Source organism: Mariniluteicoccus flavus, from assembly GCF_054776655.1.
This window is the reverse complement of sequence record NZ_BAAHBN010000005.1, coordinates 203,933-224,417: the sequence shown is the minus strand read 5'-3', so window position 1 is coordinate 224,417 and position 20,485 is coordinate 203,933. Positions and strand designations below refer to the sequence as shown.

Sequence of the window (20,485 nt, the reverse complement as noted above, 5' to 3'; positions counted from 1 at the left end):
TCCCATGACACTCGCCGCTGTTGCTTACAACCCCGTCAAGGTCGAGCTCGACGAGCTCAAGGCCGTCGTCGCCGAGGCCGAGCAGCGCCACGGCTGGGAACCGACCCTGTGGCTCGAGACCAGCGAGGAGGACCCCGGCGTGGGCAGGGCCAAGGAGGCCATCGAGCGTGGCGCCGACATGGTCATCGCCGCGGGAGGCGACGGCACCGTACGCGCGGTCGCCCAGGGCCTGCGCGACTCCGGCGTACGCCTGGCCCTGCTGCCCGCCGGCACCGGCAACCTGCTGGCGCGCAACCTCAACCTGACCCTCGCCGACATGGAGAACTCGATCGAGACCGCGTTCGGCGGCGACGACCGCGAGATCGACCTCGGCGTCGCCACGCTCGTCCGCCGCGGCGGCAAGCAGGAGGAGCACGCCTTCCTGGTCATGGCGGGGCTCGGCCTGGACGCCCAGATGATCTCGAACTCCGACGAGGAGCTGAAGAAGAAGGTCGGCACGCTCGCCTACGTGAAGTCGATCGCCGAGTCGCTCAAGCACAACCACCGCATGCACCTGACCTATGCGCTCGACGACCAGCGCCCGCGCCGCGCGCGCGTCCACACGATCATGGTCGGCAACTGCGGATCGCTGCAGGGCAACATCCTGCTGCTCCCCGACGCCGCCGTGGACGACGGCGTGCTCGACGTCGTCGCGTTCCGCCCCGAGGGCCCGTTCGGGTGGCTCCAGGTGGCCTACAAGGTCTTGATCGAGAACGCCATCCTGCGTCGCACCGGAGCCGGCAAGAGCCTGCCGGGCGTCGACAAGGACGTGCGTACGCTCAACTACCAGCAGTGCCGCCGCATGGACGTCCACCTCCGCGGCACCGAGGAGATCGAGCTCGACGGCGACCACTTCGGCGAGGTCACGGCGTTCCGTGCGGCCGTCGACGCGGGTGCGCTGAAGATCCGGGTGCCGAAGGAAGACTGACCCCCCGAGCGCGTATTAGCGACCCCAAATGCCACTCAGCGCGCCCTCCAGGGCGCGCTGAGTGTGTTTAAGGGTCGCTAATTCGGCGAGGGGTGGGCGTCAGAGCACCGATCCCACCCGGTACGCGGCCGCGTCCGGGTCGGCGTCCGCCAGCTCCTGGGCCTGCGCGACCAGCCGCTCGACCTGCGTACGCGCGGACCCGGTGAGCTCGATGGGGTCGGCCAGCAGCGAGTCGAGCTGGTCGCGCGTCAGTCCCAGGCGCGCGTCGGCGGCGAGGCGGTCGAGCAGGTCGTTGTCCGTACGCCCGGTCTCGCGCATCTCCAGCGCCACCGCGACCGCATGTTCCTTGATCGCCTCGTGGGCCTCCTCGCGGCCCACCCCGTTGCGCACCGCGGCCATCAACACCTTGGTCGTGGTGAGGAACGGCAGATAGCGCCGCAGCTCGGTCTCCACGACCGCGGGGAAGGCCCCGAAGTTCTGCAGCACCGTCAGGAACGTCTCGAACAGCCCGTCAACGGCATAGAACGCGTCGGGCAGCGCGACGCGACGCACGACCGAGCACGACACGTCGCCCTCGTTCCACTGGTCGCCGGCGAGTTCGCCGATCATGGAAACGTAGCCGCGGACGATGACCGCGAACCCGTTCACCCGTTCGCACGAGCGCGTGTTCATCTTGTGGGGCATCGCCGACGAGCCGACCTGGCCCTTCTGGAACCCCTCGGTCACGAGCTCGTGACCCGCCATCAGCCGGATCGACTTCGCCACGTTCGACGGGGCGGCCACGACCTGCGCCAGCGCCGTCACCACGTCATAGTCCAACGACCGCGGATAGACCTGTCCGGTCGACGTCAAGACGTTCGCGAACCCCAGGTGGCTGCCGACCCGCTCCTCGAGGGACGCCAGCCGCTCCTCGTCACCGCCCAGCAGGTCGAGCATGTCCTGCGCCGTCCCGACCGGGCCCTTGATGCCGCGCATCGGATAGCGCGCGATCAGCTCGTCCACGCGCCGGTGGGCGACCAGGAGCTCGTCGGCCGCCGTCGCGAAGCGCTTGCCGAGCGTCGTCACCTGCGCGGCCACGTTGTGGGAGCGGCCGGCCATCGCGAGTCCCGCATGGTCGGCGGCGATGCGCGTCAGCGCGACCAGCGTCGTCACCATGCGCGAGCGCACCAGCTCGAGCGACTGCCTCACCTGGAGCTGCTCGACGTTCTCGGTGAGGTCGCGCGACGTCATGCCCTTGTGGACGTGCTCGTGACCGGCCAGCGCGTTGAACTCCTCGATGCGGGCCTTCACGTCGTGCTTGGTCACGCGCTCGCGGGCCGCGATCGAGTCGAGGTCGACGCGGTCGACGACGGCCTCGTAGTCCTTGATCACCGCGTCGGCGTCGGCCCCGCCGAAGTCGACCCCGAGATCACGCTGGGCCGCCATGACGGCCAGCCACAGCCGGCGCTCGGCGATGATCTTGTTCTCGGGCGACCAGATCGCCCGCATGGGCTCCGACGCATAGCGCGTCGCCAACACGTTGGGGATGTACGCAGCCGTCACTGGAACAGCCCCTCCTTCGGTTCGGTCCACTCCACGGTGCCGTCGGCGGCCCGCTGGGCGATGTCCCGGCGCCAGAAGACCTTGCGGATGTCGATCGATCCGACCGCCGAATAGACCATGTTGCGGGCGAACTTCAGGTTGTGGCCGCGGCCGGTCACGGTCAGTACGCGGCCCCCGTTGATCACGAGGTTGCCGAGCTCGTCGCGCGACGTGCCGGAGTGGATGAACCTGATGTTGCCCGACCGGAACTGGTTCTCGGCCACGCGGGTGCCCTTCTGGGGCGCCTCGGGATAGCCGTCGGAGCAGAGGACCACGCCGACCGCTGCGCCGGGGTGGAACTTCAGCTCGGGCTGCTCGGCGAGCGTGCCGGTCGCGGCGGCGTACAGGGTCTGGCCGAGCGGCGACGCCAGGAGCATCAGCAGGGGCTGGGTCTCGGGATCGCCGAAGCGCGCGTTGAACTCGATCACCTTCACGCCCTTCGACGTCAGGGCGAGCCCGGCATACACCAGGCCCACGAAGGGCGTCCCGCGGCGGCGCAGCTCGTCGACCGTCGGCTGGATGACGTGCTCGACGACCTGCTCCGACAGGTCGGCGGGCGCCCACGGCAGCGGCGTGTAGGCGCCCATGCCGCCGGTGTTGGGGCCGGTGTCGCCGTCGCCGACGCGCTTGAAGTCCTGCGCGGGCTGGAACGCGCGCACCGTCGTCCCGTCGGTGATCGCGAACAGTGACACCTCGGGGCCGTCGAGGAACTCTTCGATGACCACACGCGCGCACGACGCCGCGTGGGCAAGGGCCTCGTCGCGGTCGGACGTCACGACGACGCCCTTGCCGCCGGCCAGACCGTCGTCCTTCACCACATAGGGGGCGCCGAACTCGTCGAGCGCGGCCGCGGCCTCGTCGGGGGTGGTGCACGTACGCGACCGCGCGGTCGGCACGCCCGCGGCCTCCATGATCTCCTTGGCGAACGCCTTCGACCCCTCGAGTTGGGCGGCCTCGGCGCTGGGCCCGAAGCAGGCGATGCCCTCGCCGCGCACGGTGTCGGCCACGCCGGCCACCAGGGGCGCCTCCGGCCCGATCACCACGAGGTCGGCGCCCAGCTGGGTGGCCAGGGCCGCGACCGCATCGCCGTCCATCATGTCGACCGCGTGCAGCTCGGCGACCGCGGTCATGCCGGGGTTGCCGGGGGCCACATGGACCTGGTCCACCCCGGGATCCTCCGTGAGCGCGAACGCGAGGGCGTGCTCGCGCCCGCCGGATCCGATGATCAGGACCTTCAGGCCGTTGTCGGCCCCTTCAGTTGTCATGGGCCCGATCCTATCGGCGCGTCCGGAGTCTCGCTGGCGCTCTCCCACGTTCTCCGAGCGAGGCCGCCTGCGGCCGAGACGAGGAGTCGCTCCTCGTCTCGCCGACGCTCGCTCGGACTCCTCGTCTCGCTGGCGCTCGCTCGGAGAACGTTCGGGACCGTCAGAGCAGGTCGCGCAGCATCACCGACTGCTCGCGGCCCGGGCCCACACCGATGCCGGAGATCTGGCAGCCGATGAGCTCCTCGAGGCGCTTCACGTAGTCCTGCGCCTTGACCGGCAGGTCGTCGAACTCGCGGCAGCCCGAGATGTCCTCGGTCCAGCCGTCGAGCTCCTCATAGATGGGCGTCGCGTCGTGGAAGTCCGACTGGTTGGTCGGCATCGTCTCGACGCGCGTCCCCCGCACGTCGTAGGCCACGCACACCGGGATCTTCTCCCACCCCGACAGGATGTCGAGCTTGGTCAGGAACACGTCGGTGAAACCGTTGAACGTCGCGGCCTGCTCGACCACGAGCGCGTCGAACCACCCGCAGCGGCGCGGCCGTCCGGTCGTAACACCGAACTCGCCGCCCTGCGTACGCAGCTTCTCGCCGTTCTCGTCGAACAGCTCGGTCGGGAACGGGCCCTCGCCGACGCGCGTCGTGTAGGCCTTCGCGATGCCGACCACGCGGTCGATGCGCGTCGGGCCGACGCCGGTGCCGGTGCAGGCACCGCCGGCGGTCGGGTTCGAGCTGGTCACATAGGGATACGTGCCGTGGTCGACGTCGAGGTGGTGGGCCTGCGCGCCCTCGAACAACACGACCTTGCCCTCGTCGAGCGCCTCGTTCAGCAGGCGCGCCGAGTCGACGACCATCGGGCGGACGCGGTCGGCGTACGCCAGCAGTTCGTCGGCGACCTCGGTCGCGTCCTCGGCCCGCCGGTTGTAGACCTTCACCAGCAGTTGGTTCTTCTGGTCGAGCGCGGCCTCGACCTTCTGGCGCAGGATCGACTCGTCGAACAGGTCCTGGACGCGCAGGCCCATGCGGTTCACCTTGTCCGAGTAGGCCGGCCCGACCCCGCGACCCGTCGTGCCGATGCGCCGCTTGCCGAGGAACCGCTCGCTCACCTTGTCGATCGTGCGGTGGTAGGGCGCGATCAGGTGGGCGTTCGACGAGATCTTGAGGTTGTCGATCTCGACGCCGCGCGCCTTCAGGTCGCTGATCTCTTGGAAGAGCACCTCGAGGTCGACCACGACGCCGTTGCCGATCACAGGGACGGTGTTCGGCTGCAGCAGGCCGCTGGGCAGCAGGTGCATCGCATATTTCTCGCCGTTCACCACCAGCGTGTGACCCGCGTTGTTGCCGCCCGAGAACCGGACGCAGTAGTCGACGCGATCGCCGACCTGGTCCGTCGCCTTGCCCTTGCCCTCGTCGCCCCACTGGGCGCCGACCACGATGATTCCGGGCATCTCAGCCCTCCCCTTCGTCTCTAGCGAGCCCCGGCGACGCGCGCGGGACCGACGGCCAACCGTAGCGGAATCAGCCCCGCGCGTTCGCCCCGTCCGCCGGCTCGATCGGGCGCGTGCGGGACAGCTCCGCGTAGGCCTCCTCGCTCGAGTCGCGCAGGAACTGGGCGCAGCGCTGGTGTTCGTCGGTCTCGCCGATGCGGTGGGCGGCGACGGCGAGCGCCCACAGGCAGCGCAGGAACCCGCGGTTCGGACCGTGCTCCCACGGCACCGGCCCCTGGCCCTTCCAGCCCGCGCGGCGCAGCGCGTCGAGACCGCGGTGATAGCCCGTGCGGGCGTAGGCGTAGGCCTGGATGTCGCCGTCGGGGGTCTGGACGTTCAGCGAGCCCTCGGCCAGCAGGGCCCAGCACAGGCTCGACTGGGGGTGCTCGCGGACGATCTCGACGAAGCGCTCGCGACCGTGCTCGGCGATCTCGGCCGCGGCCGGATCCTCGGGGAGCCGCGTCTCGGGGATCGATCCGTGGGTGGCCAACAGGTTCTCGCGGGGCTTCTCAGTCACGGGGCCAGCCTAGCCCCGGCCACCGACCGCGTGCGGCATGCTGTCCCGGTGAACTCCCCCCTCGCCGCGAACCCCTGCCTCGACCGCTGCGCCTGGCGCGACACGGGCGACGACCGCGACGGACTCCCGCTGTTCGCGTGCGAGGGGTGCGGGTCGGAGTGGGTCCGCACCGAGGATTGGACGCCGGCGAACCGCAACGGCCGGGTGCCGGGGGCGGTGCGCCGGGAGCGCGACCGGTCCTGACTGTCACGAATCGTCCACTCGACGCTCGGATCGGGCCGATTCGGCTCGTGCGCGCCGTCGACTGGACGTTCCGTGACACCTCTTCCTGAGAATCAGCCGCGCCGACCGCTCTGATCCCCTGCCCCACTGACCATGGGAAAGCTCTCACCTGAGAAGTCACTGAAGCCTCTGGGATCCGCACCCGCGCCGACCTAGACTCCGAGGCATCCAGACGTGCACCAGAAGGCGCTGGCCAGCGATGTCCACTCCTTGTTGGCTGACGCAGCGACGCCCCGGTCAAGGGACCGGGGCGTCGCGCATTTCGTGGACCGTTCGTCGGTCAGGGGCCGCTCAGGAGTGCGTGCCCGCCGACCGCAGCGCCTGGCAGGCCTCGACGACGCGGGTCGCCATGCCCTTCTCGGCGGCCTTGCCCCATGCGCGGGGGTCATACATCTTCTTGTTGCCGACCTCGCCGTCGACCTTCAACATGCCGTCGTAGTTGCGGAACATGTGGTCCACGGCGGGGCGCGAGAAGGCGTACTGGGTGTCGGTGTCGATGTTCATCTTGACGACGCCGTAGTCGACGGCGTCGGAGATCTCCTGGGCCGTCGAGCCCGAGCCGCCGTGGAACACGAGGTCGAACGGCTTGTCGCCCCTGCCGAACTTCTCGCCGACCGCGGCCTGGATCTCCTTGAGGACCTCCGGGCGCAGCTTGACCGAGCCGGGCTTGTAGACGCCGTGCACGTTGCCGAACGTCAGCGCGGCCATGTAGCGGCCGTTCTCGCCCAGCCCGAGCGCCTCGGCGGTCTTCATGCCGTCCTCGACGGTCGTGTAGAGTTTGTCGTTGATCTCGTTGGCGACGCCGTCCTCCTCGCCGCCGACGACGCCGATCTCGACCTCGAGGATGATGTTGGCGGCCTTGGCGCGGGCCAGCAGGTCCTGGGCGATCTCGAGGTTCTCCTCGAGCGGCACGGCCGAGCCGTCCCACATGTGCGACTGGAACAGCGGCAGCTCACCGTTCTTGACACGCTCCTGGGAGATCGCGAGCAGCGGGCGCACGAAGCCGTCCAACTTGTCCTTGGGGCAGTGGTCGGTGTGCAGCGCGATGTTCACCGGATATTTCTCGGCGACGATGTGCGCATACTCCGCCAGCGCGGTCGCGCCCGAGACCATGTCCTTGATGGTCGGGCCCGACAGGTATTCCGCGCCGCCCGTCGACACCTGGATGATGCCGTCGGAACCGGCCTCCGCGAAGCCCGCGAGCGCGGCGTTCAGCGTCTGGGACGACGAGACGTTGATGGCCGGGTAGGCGTACGAGCCCGCCTTGGCCTTGTCGAGCATCTCGGCGTATACGTCAGGTGTGGCGATGGGCATGTCTGTGCTTCCTTTTCTTCGACGGCTAGGTCAACGGGTCCCATCCTTCCACTGCCGCCAACCGCGCGTACGCGGCCCCCCGGGCCCGCGCGAGAGGCCCGGAGAAGGTCCGCGTCAGGCGCCGTACGCGCTGAGGTCGAGCACGTGACGCCCGCCGGAATGGGCGCGGATGGCTGAGTCGAGCGACCCCGGCAGGATCGTCAGCGAGTCGAGCGGCATCTCGACCGCTGGCTGGCCGGCGCGCTCGATGATCAGCGTGTGGCCGTCACCGACGCGGCTCCACCCGGTGCGGATGGCGGTGACCTCGGGCCACGCGATGCGGGCGCCCTCGACCTCGATGCCGAGCGGCGACAGCTGCAGGGCCAGCCCCGGCTCGACCACCTGGCGGCGCATGCGCAGCCACCACACCAGGTGGACGACGAAGAGCACCAGCGAGATGGCGGCGGAGAAGACCAAGAACCCCACGAGGACGTCGAGCAGTCCGCGCTCCTGACCCCGTGAGCGGAGCACGAGATAGAGGATCCCGCCGCCCACCACAGGGACGACGAGCCCCGTGAGCGCGCCGAACATCCGGCGGCGCTGGGCGGAGAGCCGGCCCTGCACCACCTCGGGATCGAACGCGATCGGCGTGGCGGGCATCACGGGGCCAGCGTACCGGGGCCCGGGCGCGCACCCGGCCGCGCGCAGATCAGGTCGTGCCGGTCGGCGTCAGGTCCATGTGGATGCGGTAGCGGTCGCCGCGGTAGTGGGACATCGCGAACTCCATCGCGTGGTCCCCCGCGTACGTCACGCGTTCCTGGACCAGCAGGGGCGCGCGCCGGGCGATGCCCAGCACCTGGGCCTGCGCGGCGTCGGCCGACTCGGCGCGGATCGTCTGGTCGCCCGCGGTGACCACCACGCCGTACGTGTTGGCGAAGACGTCATAGAGCGAGCCCAGCTCATTGTCGAGCAGGCCGGGGAACAGCGCGGACGGATAGAAGCCGACCTCGAGCGCCATCGGCGTCCCGTCGGCCAGCCGCAGCCGCTCGACGCGCACGACGGCCGCGCCCGGCTCGATCTGCAGCCGCGCGGCGACCCCGGCGTCGGCGGCCACCTCGGTCGCCTCCAACACCTGCGTCTGCGGCACGAGCCCGCGGGCCTTCATCTCGCGCGAGAACGACATGAGGTGGAGGTGTGTGTTGATGCGCGGACCCATGACGTAGGTGCCCTTGCCGTGGACCCGCTCGAGGCGGCCGGCCTCCACGAGGTCGGCGATGGCCTGGCGGATGGTGACCCGCGAGACGCCCAGCAGCTTGACCAGTTCGCGCTCCGAGGCGATGACGTCGCCGGGCCGGTGGTCGGCGGCGATCATCTTCTCGAGGCGGTGGCGCACCTGCACGCGCTTGGTGGTCGGGCCGGCGGTCTCGCCCGGCTCGGCGGGTCCGGTTTCGGCGGCGCTCGCGTCGGGTGTGCTCACGCGCGTCCTCCCTGTTCGGTCGGGGGCCGACGGTCCGGCTAGACCAGTCCATACCAGTATGGACCACCGACACCGCTGGTCTGACCCCGACCCGCGCGGTGTGAGACAGGTCACCGGGGGTGCTGCAGCCCCCACGCGTACATCGCGATCGCCGCCGCCGCACCCGCGTTGATCGAACGCGTCGAGCCGTGCTGGCTGATCGCCACCAGGCGTACGCATCCCTCCACCAGTTCCGGCGTCAGCCCCGGGCCCTCCGACCCGAACACCAGGCAGCACCGTTCCGGCAGCTCCGCGGTCTCCAGCGGCACCGATCCCGGCAGGTTGTCCACGCCGACCACCGCGTACGCCTGCTCGCCCATCGCGCGCAGGAAATCCTCCTCGTCGGGGTGGTGGTGGACGTGGAGGTAGCGGTCGGTGACCATGGCGCCGCGGCGGTTCCAGCGGCGGCGGCCGATGATGTGGACGCCGGTGACGTTGAACGCGTTGGCGGTGCGGACGATCGAGCCGATGTTGAAGTCGTGCTCCCAGTTCTGGATGGCGATCCGCAGCGGGCGGCGGGTGCGGTCGAGCTCGGCGACGATGGCGTCGACCGACCAATAGCGGAAGCGGTCCTCGACGTTGCGCCGATCGCCCTCGGCGAGCAGGATCGGATCGAGACGCCGGTCCTCGGGCCACGGCACCGGGTGGGGGCCGACACCATGGGTGAGATCTTCGGGCCCCCGCTCGGCCGCGTCCTTTTCGGATTTCACACCCTGCAAAGTACCCTCGATCCGTGCTCCCTCTCCTTCTCGACGTCCTGACCACCGACATCGCCATGGTGCCGATGCTCCTGCCCTCGTGGCTGGACCCCGAGAAGATCATCCAGGCGGCGGGCCCCTGGGCCCTGTGGGTGGTGGCGTTCATCGTCTTCGCCGAGTGCGGCCTGTTCTCGCTGCTGCCGGGCGACTCGCTGCTGTTCACCGTCGGCATGTTCTGCGCCGGCGGGCTGACCGGCGGCGCCGCGGCCATCCACTACTTCGACTCCAAGCCGCTGACGCTGGTGTTCTGCTGCGTGATCCTCACGATCGCCGCGATCCTCGGCAACATGGCCGGCTATTACCTCGGCCGCCTGATCGGCCCGCCGCTGTTCAAGCCCCGCACGGGCCTGATGGGCAAGGTGTTCGACCCGGTGTATGTCGACAAGACCCACGAGTTCTTCGAGAAATACGGCTCGAAGGCCCTGATCCTCGCCCGCTTCGTGCCGATGGTCCGCACGTTCGTTACGCTGGTCGCCGGCGTCTCCCACATGAACTTCCGCAAGTTCATCGAGTTCACCGCGATCGGCGGCGTGATCTGGGTGTGGGGCATCACGGTCCTGGGCTATTTCCTGGGCCAGATCCCGTTCGTCCAGAAGAACATCGAGGTCATGCTGATCGCGATCGTCTTCGTCTCGGTGATCCCGATGGCGTTCGAGTTCATCAACGCGCGCCGCAAGCACGCCGCGCTGCCGCTGGACAACGACCTGCGCGACTGAGCGCCACCCTGTCCCCGTCCCGTTCCGGGGTTACGCTGGACCCATCGTGACGCCCGCGTCTCCGGCGCCCACGCACGACTCCTGGACAGGTTCGCCATGCCGAACGATCCGACCGTCACCAATCCTGACCTCTATCGCGTCGTGCTCGAGAACGACCGCGTACGCGTCCTGGAATGTCTGGACGACCCCGGAAACCAGACCGCCGCGCACGCCCATCCCGACTCGGTGATGGTGACGCTGTCGGGGTTCCTGCGACGGCTGGAGATCGACGGCCACGAGGTCCCCATCGAGGTCGAGCTCGAGCCCCATCAGGTGCGCTGGCTCGAGGCCCAGGTCCATCGAGGCACCAACATCGGCGCGACCCAGACCCACACGATCTTCGTCGAGCTGAAGGAGCCCCGGCCCGCCGCCTGAGCGGGCGGCCGGGCGGGTCATCATGGGCGGCCCTGGTCGCGACACCTCCCAGCGCGTGGGGTTCTGCCGTTCGTCCGACGGCACCACCATCGCGTACGCCGTCCACGGCTCGGGTCCGCCACTGGTGCTCGACAGCTGCTGGCTCAGCCACCTCGAGTTCGACTGGCAGTCGCCGGTGTGGCGCCACTACCTGGTGGAGCTCGGCCGCCACCGCACGGTGGTGCGGTTCGACGAGCGCGGCCACGGCCTGTCCGACCGCGACGTCACCGACTTCGGCCTCGAGCGCCGCATCGACGACCTCACCGCCGTGGTCGACGACCTCGGCCTCGACCGCTTCGCCCTGATGGCGATGGCCCAGGGCGGCCCCGTCGCCCTCCACTTCACCGCACGCCACCCGGAGCGGGTCACCCGCCTCGTCTGCGCCAGCACGTACGCGACCGCCAGCCGCCACGTCACCGACGACGACCGCGGGCTCGAGGAGGCGTTCGCGGCGATGATCCGTGCGGGCTGGGACCGCACCGATCCGGTGTTCCGCCGCGTGTTCGCGACGATGATGATCCCGGGCGCCACCGAGGAGCAGATGCGCTGGGTCGACGAGTTGCAGCGGCGCGCCGTCACGGCCCGCACCGCGTACGCCTCCCGCCGCCAGCGCGCCGACGCCGACGCCACCGACCTGCTCCCCACCATCGCCGTGCCGACGCTGGTGGTGCATGCGCGCGACGAGCGGATGAACGACGTGGGCCAGGCGCGGATCCTCGCGGGGGCCATCCCGGGGGCGCGGCTGGTCCTTCTCGACAGCCGCAACCACATCCTGCTGGCCGACGAGCCCGCCTGGCCGGTGTTCCTGCGCGAGGTCACCGCCTTCCTCGCCGAGGGCGGCGACGAGCCGCCCGGCACCCCGACGACCCGCGACCTGCTCAGCCCGCGCGAGCGCGAGGTGGTCGCCCTCGCCGCGCAGGGCCTCGACAACGCGCGCATCGCCGACGCCCTGACGCTCAGCGTCCGCACGGTCGAGCGCCACCTCCAGAACGCGTACGCCCGGCTCGGCCTCGCCGGCCCGACCGCCCGCGCGGGCGCGGTGGCGCGGTGGGCGCGGGGGGGAATAGGTGGGCGACTACGCGCGCGTCCGGCTCGGCGGCCGGGTTGGGTGGCCGCACCCATGCCGCGGGCGGCCCCCCAGGCCTAGCGTCGAGGGTGTCGGGCCGGGACCGGTCGGACAGACCCAGGAGGGCACCATGAGCAAGGCAGCCATCAGCCTCACCACCGGCCTCGAGGACTCCGAGCGGGTGACCGTGGCGTTCCTCGTCGCGGTCGGCGCCGCGGAGGCGGGCCGCGACACCACGATGTTCCTCACCAAGGAGGCCGTCCGCCTGGCGGTCACGGGCGTCGCCCGCGGCGTGGCCTGCGACGGCTGCCCGCCGCTGCCGACGCTGATGTCGCGGTATGCGGCCGCCGGCGGCACGATGATCGTCTGCGGCATCTGCGTCGACGCGAAGGGTCTCGACCCCGCCACGTTCCTCGACAACGCGTCGAAGGGCGGCAGCGTCCAGCTCTGGGAGTGGATCGGCGACGAGGGGGCGACGACCTTCAGCTATTGATCGGGACCGCGCGTCGCGATGGGCGGGAACGGTGACCGGTGGGGCGCTGGCACTACAGTGACCCCGAGGTCAGGAAGAATCTCCCGAGGCTCCGGCCGCGGCACCCGTCCATCCCCCGTGCGGAAGTTGAGCGATGAGCGATCGTCCCCAGCGCTTCTCGAGGCCCACCTTCGGGTCCTCGGGCGCTGATGATCGCGCTCCCGAGGACAGCACGATCCTGCGGCGCAACCTGCGCGCGTCGGGCGAACCCGCCCGCCCGCAGGGCACGGCCCCGTCGACCTTCGACGCGTCCAGCCGCTCGCGCTATTCGACCGGGCCCCGCGCCACCGACGAGTCCGTGTGGGCGAAGGCCGCCCCGGACCCCGCTCCACGTCTCGCCGCGCCGGCGTCGGGGAGCCACGCGTACGCGCCGGGGTCGCCCGCCCGATCGCAGCCGTCCGCGGTCCCGCCGTCCTCCATGCCGTCCGCCTCCATGCCGTCGGCCTCCGCCCCCGCCTCGGCTTCCGCGCCGCCCTCCGCACCGACGACGTCGCTGCCGACGGTGGGACCGCGGGACGAGCCCCGCGCGGGTTCCGGCCGGCGCCACCGCGTCCGCGCCGACGGCGAGGTGCTCGAGGTTCCCCTGCCGGGCCGCCGGCTGTCCGACGCGCGGCGCGGCGCCGCGATCGCGCGGGGCCTGGCCGTGACGGCCCTGGTCCTCGGACTCGGAGGCCTGGCGGTCACCGGCGGCTTCCTCGCGATGATGGCCTCGCGTGCCAACGATCCGATCACCCCGGAGTCGCCCGCGGCTGACTGGAACACCGCCGCGGCGCAGGCGTTCGGCACCCAATACCTCCGCACGTGCCTCGCCCGCCCCCGCGGCGACGAGCGCGCCGAGCAGGCCCGCGTCGACCAGCTCCGCGCCATGAACGTCGGCACGTTCGACGAGGCCTGCCGGGCGCCGGCGTCCGACACCCGCGCGCGGTCGGTCGGCCAGGTGCTGTTCAACGGACTCGTGCAGCCGGTTCCGGGGGTGCCCAAGGCGCGCTATCTGGGCTTCACCGTCGACATGGACCGGACGCAGACCGCGTACGTCGTCCCCATCTATCTCGACAACCCCGCGGCCGGCCTCGGTCCGGGCGTCGCGGGCCGCATCGGCGTCTCCCCCATGGGCGGCTACGGCATCCCGACCGGCGACAAGCCGTACGCAGCCACTGACAACGACCTCGCCGCCTCGCTGCGCGCCGAGTTCCTGCCCCAGTTCATGACGGCGTGGGCCGGCTCGACCGCGAACCTCGAGCAGTTCCTCGCCGCCCAGCCCACCGAGGGCGCGTCGTCGGGCCTCGGTGGCGCGGTCAAGGACGTCCAGGTCACCGACGTGGTCGCCCACCCGCGCAAAGACGTGCGCCCGGGCCAGAAGGTGACCTATGACGACGGCGAGTCCGTCGACGTGATCGTGACCACGACGAGCACGCTGGTGGCCGGTACGCAGCCCCAGCCGTCGAGCTATCGCGTCGTCCTGGAACGCCGCGGCGGCAAGTGGTTCGTGGCCGACGCCCAGGGCGGCGTCGCCGAGCTGCCGAGCGGCGTACCGTCTGCCCCCAAGACCCCGAAGTCCACCCGCACCCCGCGCTGATGGAAGGCTGAACCCGTGGAAGAGATCCTGCGAGACCTCGCCGGCCAGATCGCGGCGCTGGGCGGCATCGTCGCGACCATCGCCTTCATCTGCCTCGGCATCAAGGCGATCCTCACGTTCCACCGCGGCGGCGGCCTCCGCGAGATCCTGTCGGGCGCCGGCATGATCTTCCTCGGCCTCATGCTGATCGGCGCCGCCGGCATCCTCGTGGGGGCGATCCAGGCGATGGTCCAGAGCCTGAAGTGACGGCCTGAATGCGATCGTCCGACTACACGCGGCTGAAGCAGCGCGAGAACAAGCTCTGGGAGTTCGGCGGCATCGCCATCCCCGGCGGCCTGTCGACCGTGCGCGCCGCGGTGGCGGGCGGCGTGTTCGCACTGGTGGCCGGGCTCGGCGCGCTCCTCGGCCAGCTCACGGGCAACGTGTGGATCGGCGTGGGCGGCATCATCGTGGCGTTCGCGGCGGGCGCGACGGGCTACATCGTCGCCGGCCGGCCCTCCCCCGAGCGCATGACGCTGGCCCAGCGCGTGGCCGTGATGAGCGACTACGCGTTCGCCCAGCCGCGTCGCATCTCAGGCTTCTCCCGCGACTCCGAGCCCGACCGCATCCACTGGCGCGCCATCATCTGGGAGCCCACCAGCGACGCTTGGCTCGAGACCCACGCGACGTTCGCGCGCCACTACGCCACGCAGGGCGCGCCCCACCCCGAGAACCAGCCAGCGGGGCGCGAGCGCCCGTGATCCGTGTCATCCTCATCGCCCTGCTCGTCGTCGCGTTCCTCGTCGCCCTGGGCGTGGTCTGGGCCGCGACGGGCTCGGGCCGGCGCCGCCGCGATCCGAACGCGCGCGGCACCGGCGCGCGCGGCGAGGCCGGGCGTACGCAGAGCGAGGACCTGCGCCTGGGCTATCGCTATGACGCCGGCGCCGTGTTCGTCCACCAGAACACCGTCTGGACGGGGCTGAAGCTCGAGCCGGTCGGCGACATGTACATGAGCGCCGACGACGTCGAATCCCTGGCCTACCAGGCCACGCAGACGCTGGTGAACACCGCGGGCGACTCCGAGCCGGTCAACGTCCACTACCGCCTGACGCAGCAGCCGTTCGACGTCGACGCGTGGAAGCGCCAGCTCGTCAAGAACGCGTGGAACCCGTCGAAGCTCTACCGCGCGTACGTCGATGCCACGGCCTTCTTCCTGCGCCACACCAAGACCGTACGCCCGGTCGCGTACCTGCTGATCCAGATCGACACCCTCTCGACGAGCGCGCTCGCCGACATCCGCCGCAGCGCGAACGCGGCCCTGATGGGCGGCCACGACGAGTTCATCCCGCCCGACCTCGCGGCGCGGTGGGAGGTCATGGCCCAGCGGGTGCTGCGCAACGTGACTACGCTCGGCCCGGTCGAGCCGATCACGCGCGCCGACCGCATGTGGCTGATCCGCAAGCCGCTGGCGGGCCACTTCGCCCCGGCGATGCACGACTTCCCCCAGACCAAGCCGTGGGGCGAGGGCGAGTTCGCGCTGTGGGTCGACTTCACCGCGGAGAACAAGCGGCAATACCTCCACATCACGACGCTGAACGAGAACGTCACCGAGGCCGACCGCAGCGACGAGTCCGACGAGCTGAACTCCTACACCGCGTGCCTCGCCGTCGCCGAGTGGCCCGAGGAGACCGCGACCAACGCCGGCCACGCGTGGATCCGCCACTTCGCCAACGAGGGCGTCGAGGTCAGCTATCGCATGGAGCTGCTGCCGCCGCGCCGCTTCCGCGAACAGCTCGAGCGCATCAACAACAACCTCCGCGGTGAGCTCAAGAACATGGGCGCCGCGACCGGCGGCCACATCACCGACGTGCTGGTCGCCGACGAGCAGGCACGCGCCGAGGACGCGGTCCACCGCGCCCGCCAGAACCCGAAGCCGGGCGTGCTGGGCCAGATCATGGTGCAGGTGTCAGCGCCGACGCTCGAGGAGCTGAACGCCCGCGTCGAGGCGCTGATCATCAACACCAAGAACGCGCTGGGCGACGCGATCCTCGTGCGGCCGAGCCGCTACCAGTGGCGCATGCTGGCGTCGTTCCTGCCCGGCACGGGCCCCCAGCTGGTGTCGGTCCCCTACGTCCGCCTGACCGACCCCGAACACTTCGGCATCGGGTTCCCCCGCGCCGGCGTCGTCATCGGCGACCGGCCCGCCCGCGCGGCCGACGGCGGGACGCTGGGCTGGATGGGCAACTACATCGGCGAGTCGCAGGGCGTGCCGGTCTTCCACTCGCCCCACTCGGGCGTGGCCCGCAACTCCGGCGGCGGCGTGTTCATCGTCGGCGGCTCGGGCGGCGGCAAGTCGTCGCTCGCCCTCCTGATGTTCTTCCAGGCCTCGGAATCCGGCGTACAGACCGTCGTCCTCGACCCCAAGGTCGACTTCGCCCAGTTCTGCCACTATTTCGCGTTCGGCCCGCAGGTGAACCACCCCGGCTTCCAGGACGAGGCCGCCCGCGGCACCCTCGGCTCGCCTGGCTCGCGCTTCCAGCCCGTGAACCCCGAGTTCTGGGCCGACACCGAGGTCATCGACATCGTCGCGTCCCTGCCGGGCGTGCTCGACCCGTGGCAGGTCGAGGACTCGCTCGAGGCCGGCGCGCTGCTCGCCGACGAGATGCTGACGATGTTCCTGGGCCTGAAGGTGCGCGACAAATACGACGACGTGATCGTGCCCGCCATCGACACCGTCAAGCAGCGCTACCAGTTCCGCATCAACGCGGCGGTCCAGTCGGCCCTGTCGGTCCAGTCGGTCCCGGAGCACCGCCTGGGCGAGCTGACCGAGCGCATCGCCCGCGACATCGACAAGCCCACGCTGTGGGAGGTCGTGCAGGTCGTCGGCGAGGAGGCGGCCCGCATCGAGGCCATGCCGGACGTCCCGTTCGAGATGAAGCGCGAGCTCGGCCGCGCCGCGATCCAGCTGCGCCAGCTCCTGTCCCTGCCGTACGCATCACTCGCCTTCGCCGAGAATCCCCACGGGTTCGCGCGGCTGCGGAAGCGGCGTACGGTCTTCACGCTGCGCGGCATGAAGGTGCCGAACGCGATGACGTCCGAGGACTCGTGGTCGAAGGAGGAGCGCCTGGCCGCCGCCATCATGTATGTCCTGGTGAAGTTCGCCGCCCAGATGCTCGACAACCGCACCGCGGTGAACCCCGTCACGGGACGCTCGGGCGACATCCAGCCGAAGATGCTGTTCGTCGACGAGTCCTATCTGGTGACCGCGACCAAGGGCGGCCGCGACCTGCTGATGACCACGCTGGCGCAGGGTCGCTCCTACGGCCTGATCACGGTCCTGATCGACCAGCTCGCCAAGCGTCTCGGCCAGATCGAGTCGGCGTCGCGGGAGTCCGACGGGCCGTCAGCGAACCAGGTCCAGTCGGTGTTCGCGTTCCTCCAGCGGTCGGAGGACGACGCGCGCTCGGTCGCGCCGCTGCTGACCCGCAACAACGCCGACGCGGTGTCGCGCGCGCTGCTGCCGCTCGGCATGGGGGGCCACCTCGAGACCGGCCGCTGCCTGTTCCGCGACATGGACTTCCACGTCGCGCTGACCGACATCGACCTGCTGTTCAAGGAGCTGCTGCGGGCGTCCGACACCAACCCGGCCACGCGCGCGGCGTCGCAGCGCCACCCGATCTCGGCCGACCCGTGGGAGTGGGAGTTCATCACCAACGACGACCGCGAGTCGGCGATCTCGGAGGCGGAGTCGCTGGCCGACGAGGGGAGCGCGTGATGAACGTTCTCCGAGCGAGCGAAGCGAGTCGAGGAGCCGCGCGTACCCCCGTCCCCCGCCCCGTACGCGCGCTCCTCGGCCTCCTGCTCGTCGTCGTCACCGCGCTGTCGGTGATGCCGACCGGCACGTCGCGCGCCGCCGCGCCGCCGGAGTGCGCCCCGCTCCCGACCTTCTCGAGCCACCAGCCCTACGCGCAGGACGCGGCCTCGCTGATGGCCGTCGGCCAGCTGCTCAAGCCGCGCGCGAACACCCAGGTGTGGGACGCGGCCGCTGGCCGGCCCCGCCCCGAGTTCACGCTCTATGAGGCCATGGGCATGTCCGGCCTGACCTGGTCGCACAGCACCATCCACCAGCAGGAGCAGTTCCGGGCGTTCGAGCCCAGGTCCGAGTACGCCTGCGCGTACCTCCCGCCCGCGCTGAACACCGTCGCGAACTCGATCTTCGACCTCGCCAAGCTCGTCACCGCGGGCGCGATCTCGTTCCGCCAGCTCGCATCGAACCCCCAGCTCGTCGTGGGGCTGCTCGACGGCGCCGTAGCCCCGGTGAACCGCGTGTCGACCGGCCTGTTCCTCGCGATGTCGACGGTCATGGTGATGCTGACCGGCGCGCTCATCGCGTTCACCGGCGGCTTCCGCGGCCCCGGCAAGCAGCGCGAGCTGTTGCAGGCGCTGCTCGGCGTGGGCGTGTTCATGATCATCGGCACGTTCCTGGTCATCCCGAGCACGCAGGACAGCGAGCGCAAGCCCAACTACTACTGGCTGACGACGTCGGCGCTCGACACCATCAACCGCGGCAACGCCGAGCTGTCGAGCCTGCTGCTGCCACGCGACACGTCGCGCTGGTGCTCGACGACGGGCCGCGACGCCCGGCGTACGTTCGACTGCCTCGTCTATCAGAACGTCGTCCTCGAGCCGTGGGCGATCGGCCAGTTCGGCACGCGGCTGGACCAGCCGATGCCCTACCAGACCGCCGAGGTGAAGCGGTTCGCCGACGGCGCGAACAAGCTGATCGCTCCGGAGCGCCAGCGCGACACCGACGTACGCCTGGTCCAGCTGTGGACGCAGGGCCGCACCGCGTCGGAGCTGGCGTACGGGACGCGGCCGCCGGGCGACCCGACCGACGCGGCCAACGACAAGGTCGACCAACGGCAGGGCCAGTGGAACATCGTGCGCGAGGTGATGTGGTCTCACTACCACGACCAGTTCCCGACGTGGTCGGGCGCGAACTCGGGTGAGCGCATCTCGCTGGCGTTCTCGTCGCTGCTGATGTCGCTGCTGGTCGGGGCGTTCCTCATCGTGACGTCGGGGCTGCTGTTGCTGTGGAACGTCGTGCTGGTGGTGCTGTTCTTCTTCCTGCCGGTGATCGCGCTGCTGGGGCTGTTCCCGCCGACGCAGCGCATCTTCCGGTCGTGGCTCCAGACCTGGCTCAAGGCGCTGCTGCTGAGCTTCGTGTTCCAGCTCGGCCAGACGTTCGCGATGTTGATGGTGACGGCGGCGCTGAAGGTGCCCGCGATCGGCATGGGCATGAAGTCCGCGCTCCTCGCCATCATGCTGATCGCGCTGTGGAAGATCGTGCAGTTCTTCCGCGGCGACCACACCGGGCTGCCGGGGCGTACGCGGGCCGAGGGGTCGGTCGGGGCGACGGGTTCGGTGGGCGCTGCGGGCGCCGACGGCGGTCCGCTGGTCAACGTGGTGACGCGGGCCGCGGCGGCCGCGGGCGCGGCCGGGGCCGTGGCCGCCGGGGCGACGACCGGACGCGTGCCGGGCGTCAACCGCGTCGGCCCGATGGCGCGCAACCTCAACGCCCCCAGCCGCAAGAAGTCCGACGCGAAGGTCACGGCGGCCGTGGCGGAGGCCGAGGAGCGCTGGGTGGCCGAGCACGGCGTACCGATGGACGACCGGGCGCGCGCCCGCGTCCGCGACGACGTGATGCGTACGCTGGGCTCCGACGAGCCGCGGGCGCGCCGGGGCGGGCGCTCGCTGGGGCTGGACGCGCCGATGCGGCGGGCGGCGCGCGAGGAGGCGGCGGAGCGGATGGCGGGCGAGGGCCCTGGCGCCGGTCCGGCCGGAGCCACCGCCGCGGGCCAGGGCCAGCCGTCGATCCAGGTGAACGCGACAAACTACAACTACTTCCGGGGCGGGCCGGGCGTCGCCCGCGCGTCGGAGTCCGGGGAGCGCGACACCGACCACACCGGCGCCGATCGGGGCCCGGGCGGCGAGGCCGCAGGCCTCGCCCCGTCGGGGCGGCTCACCCGCCGGGCCGCGGGAGGTCGTGACGACCGCCCGGCGGGCGTGCGCGAGCAGGCCAACGAGGCGCGGGCCATGGAGTCGGTGTTCCGCCAGACGTTGTCGGCGGGCGCGGACGAGCGCACCACGGTGCTGGCCCGTGCCGAGAGCTTCGCCCGCCAGCTGGCCGAGGCCGAGCGTGCATTCACCGAGGCGCGGACGATGCGCGACCAGGCGACGCGCGACTTCCAGCTCGTGACGGGCCGCCACCTGAAGGGCCACGCGACCGAGGACGAGCTCGCCGACTCGCGCCGCCGGGCGCGTCAGGCGTCGGCGCAGCTCGAGATCGCGACGACCCGCGTACGCCACCGCGCCCACATCGCGCGGTCGGCGGACCAGGCGGCGGGGGAATTCCGATGACCGCGCTGCGCGCGAGCGCCAGCGAGACGAGGAGCCCCGCCCACCAACCAAGCGCCCCACCCCACGCTCTCCGAGCGAGCG

At 71.1% G+C, this 20,485-nt stretch carries 19 protein-coding genes; 11 read left to right on the top strand and 8 right to left on the bottom strand.

The features are described from left to right. Window positions 1-4 precede the first annotated feature (4 nt). Window positions 5-967, top strand: a complete 963-nt coding sequence (locus tag ACYVAG_RS10675) for a diacylglycerol/lipid kinase family protein (RefSeq protein ID WP_460769532.1) — start codon at window positions 5-7, stop codon at window positions 965-967. A 99-nt stretch (window positions 968-1,066) separates the two neighbouring features. Here the strand turns inward: ACYVAG_RS10675 and purB are convergent, their stop codons facing one another. The 4 genes from purB to ACYVAG_RS10655 all read right to left on the bottom strand — a co-directional run bounded on the left by purB (window position 1,067) and on the right by ACYVAG_RS10655 (window position 5,813). Further along, window positions 1,067-2,509: an adenylosuccinate lyase gene (purB, locus tag ACYVAG_RS10670; RefSeq protein WP_460769531.1), complete on the bottom strand. Its 1,443-nt coding sequence runs from the start codon at window positions 2,507-2,509 to the stop codon at window positions 1,067-1,069. Continuing rightward, a complete protein-coding gene (gene purD, locus ACYVAG_RS10665) occupies window positions 2,506-3,813 on the bottom strand; it encodes a phosphoribosylamine--glycine ligase (protein ID WP_460769529.1) in 1,308 nt (435 codons plus the stop codon). Before purD ends, purB begins: the two co-directional genes overlap by 4 nt. 160 nt (window positions 3,814-3,973) lie before the next feature. Beyond that, window positions 3,974-5,257 (bottom strand): adenylosuccinate synthase, encoded by a 1,284-nt coding sequence (locus ACYVAG_RS10660; protein ID WP_460769527.1) that lies wholly within the window; start codon window positions 5,255-5,257, stop codon window positions 3,974-3,976. A gap of 70 nt (window positions 5,258-5,327) precedes the next feature. Next, window positions 5,328-5,813: a DUF3151 domain-containing protein gene (locus ACYVAG_RS10655; protein WP_460769525.1), complete on the bottom strand. Its 486-nt coding sequence runs from the start codon at window positions 5,811-5,813 to the stop codon at window positions 5,328-5,330. A gap of 48 nt (window positions 5,814-5,861) precedes the next feature. Here ACYVAG_RS10655 and ACYVAG_RS10650 point away from each other — a divergent pair, with 48 nt between their 5' ends. After that, on the top strand, window positions 5,862-6,056 hold the full coding sequence (locus ACYVAG_RS10650) for a hypothetical protein (RefSeq protein WP_460769523.1): 195 nt from the start codon (window positions 5,862-5,864) through the stop codon (window positions 6,054-6,056). A gap of 330 nt (window positions 6,057-6,386) precedes the next feature. Here the strand turns inward: ACYVAG_RS10650 and fbaA are convergent, their stop codons facing one another. The 4 genes from fbaA to ACYVAG_RS10630 form a co-directional block, all read right to left on the bottom strand. Next, window positions 6,387-7,409, bottom strand: a complete 1,023-nt coding sequence (fbaA, locus tag ACYVAG_RS10645) for a class II fructose-bisphosphate aldolase (protein ID WP_460769521.1) — start codon at window positions 7,407-7,409, stop codon at window positions 6,387-6,389. Window positions 7,410-7,523: 114 nt separating this feature from the next. Then, a complete protein-coding gene (locus ACYVAG_RS10640) occupies window positions 7,524-8,051 on the bottom strand; it encodes a hypothetical protein (RefSeq protein ID WP_460769520.1) in 528 nt (175 codons plus the stop codon). Window positions 8,052-8,097: 46 nt separating this feature from the next. Then, window positions 8,098-8,865 carry a GntR family transcriptional regulator gene (locus ACYVAG_RS10635; protein ID WP_460769518.1) on the bottom strand — a complete coding sequence of 256 codons (768 nt, stop codon included), beginning with the start codon at window positions 8,863-8,865 and terminating at the stop codon, window positions 8,098-8,100. A 110-nt stretch (window positions 8,866-8,975) separates the two neighbouring features. Beyond that, window positions 8,976-9,545 carry a TrmH family RNA methyltransferase gene (locus ACYVAG_RS10630; protein ID WP_460769622.1) on the bottom strand — a complete coding sequence of 190 codons (570 nt, stop codon included), beginning with the start codon at window positions 9,543-9,545 and terminating at the stop codon, window positions 8,976-8,978. 116 nt (window positions 9,546-9,661) lie between these two features. On the opposite strand from ACYVAG_RS10630, the gene ACYVAG_RS10625 reads away from it, so the two are divergent. From ACYVAG_RS10625 to ACYVAG_RS10585, 9 genes are all read left to right on the top strand, one after another. Further along, complete coding sequence (locus ACYVAG_RS10625; protein ID WP_460769620.1) at window positions 9,662-10,378, top strand: DedA family protein; 717 nt, start codon at window positions 9,662-9,664, stop codon at window positions 10,376-10,378. Between the two features lie 96 nt (window positions 10,379-10,474). Then, complete coding sequence (locus ACYVAG_RS10620) at window positions 10,475-10,792, top strand: hypothetical protein (protein ID WP_460769517.1); 318 nt, start codon at window positions 10,475-10,477, stop codon at window positions 10,790-10,792. 22 nt (window positions 10,793-10,814) lie between these two features. Further along, on the top strand, window positions 10,815-11,978 hold the full coding sequence (locus ACYVAG_RS10615; RefSeq protein WP_460769515.1) for an alpha/beta fold hydrolase: 1,164 nt from the start codon (window positions 10,815-10,817) through the stop codon (window positions 11,976-11,978). A gap of 49 nt (window positions 11,979-12,027) precedes the next feature. Then, window positions 12,028-12,390, top strand: coding sequence for a DsrE family protein (locus ACYVAG_RS10610; protein ID WP_460769514.1), 363 nt, complete (start codon window positions 12,028-12,030; stop codon window positions 12,388-12,390). 133 nt (window positions 12,391-12,523) lie between these two features. Beyond that, window positions 12,524-14,005: a hypothetical protein gene (locus ACYVAG_RS10605; RefSeq protein ID WP_460769512.1), complete on the top strand. Its 1,482-nt coding sequence runs from the start codon at window positions 12,524-12,526 to the stop codon at window positions 14,003-14,005. 15 nt (window positions 14,006-14,020) lie between these two features. Further along, window positions 14,021-14,251, top strand: a complete 231-nt coding sequence (locus tag ACYVAG_RS10600) for a hypothetical protein (RefSeq protein ID WP_460769510.1) — start codon at window positions 14,021-14,023, stop codon at window positions 14,249-14,251. An 8-nt stretch (window positions 14,252-14,259) separates the two neighbouring features. Then, window positions 14,260-14,745 carry a hypothetical protein gene (locus ACYVAG_RS10595; protein WP_460769508.1) on the top strand — a complete coding sequence of 162 codons (486 nt, stop codon included), beginning with the start codon at window positions 14,260-14,262 and terminating at the stop codon, window positions 14,743-14,745. Next, window positions 14,742-17,759 (top strand): ATP-binding protein, encoded by a 3,018-nt coding sequence (locus ACYVAG_RS10590; protein WP_460769506.1) that lies wholly within the window; start codon window positions 14,742-14,744, stop codon window positions 17,757-17,759. The genes ACYVAG_RS10595 and ACYVAG_RS10590 overlap by 4 nt, the downstream gene beginning before the upstream one ends. Further along, complete coding sequence (locus tag ACYVAG_RS10585) at window positions 17,759-20,404, top strand: type IV secretion system protein (protein ID WP_460769505.1); 2,646 nt, start codon at window positions 17,759-17,761, stop codon at window positions 20,402-20,404. Before ACYVAG_RS10590 ends, ACYVAG_RS10585 begins: the two co-directional genes overlap by 1 nt. The last annotated feature ends 81 nt before the right edge of the window (window positions 20,405-20,485 follow it).

Bases quoted from the DNA above. Each gene is read 5' to 3' on its own strand.
- ACYVAG_RS10675 (WP_460769532.1), top strand. From the start codon at position 5: ATGACACTCGCCGCTGTTGCTTACAACCCCGTCAAGGTCGAGCTCGAC.
- purD (WP_460769529.1), bottom strand. From the start codon at position 3,813: ATGACAACTGAAGGGGCCGACAACGGCCTGAAGGTCCTGATCATCGGA.
- ACYVAG_RS10660 (WP_460769527.1), bottom strand. From the start codon at position 5,257: ATGCCCGGAATCATCGTGGTCGGCGCCCAGTGGGGCGACGAGGGCAAG.
- fbaA (WP_460769521.1), bottom strand. From the start codon at position 7,409: ATGCCCATCGCCACACCTGACGTATACGCCGAGATGCTCGACAAGGCC.
- ACYVAG_RS10620 (WP_460769517.1), top strand. From the start codon at position 10,475: ATGCCGAACGATCCGACCGTCACCAATCCTGACCTCTATCGCGTCGTG.
- ACYVAG_RS10615 (WP_460769515.1), top strand. From the start codon at position 10,815: ATGGGCGGCCCTGGTCGCGACACCTCCCAGCGCGTGGGGTTCTGCCGT.
- ACYVAG_RS10610 (WP_460769514.1), top strand. From the start codon at position 12,028: ATGAGCAAGGCAGCCATCAGCCTCACCACCGGCCTCGAGGACTCCGAG.
- ACYVAG_RS10605 (WP_460769512.1), top strand. From the start codon at position 12,524: ATGAGCGATCGTCCCCAGCGCTTCTCGAGGCCCACCTTCGGGTCCTCG.
- ACYVAG_RS10595 (WP_460769508.1), top strand. From the start codon at position 14,260: ATGCGATCGTCCGACTACACGCGGCTGAAGCAGCGCGAGAACAAGCTC.
- ACYVAG_RS10585 (WP_460769505.1), top strand. From the start codon at position 17,759: ATGAACGTTCTCCGAGCGAGCGAAGCGAGTCGAGGAGCCGCGCGTACC.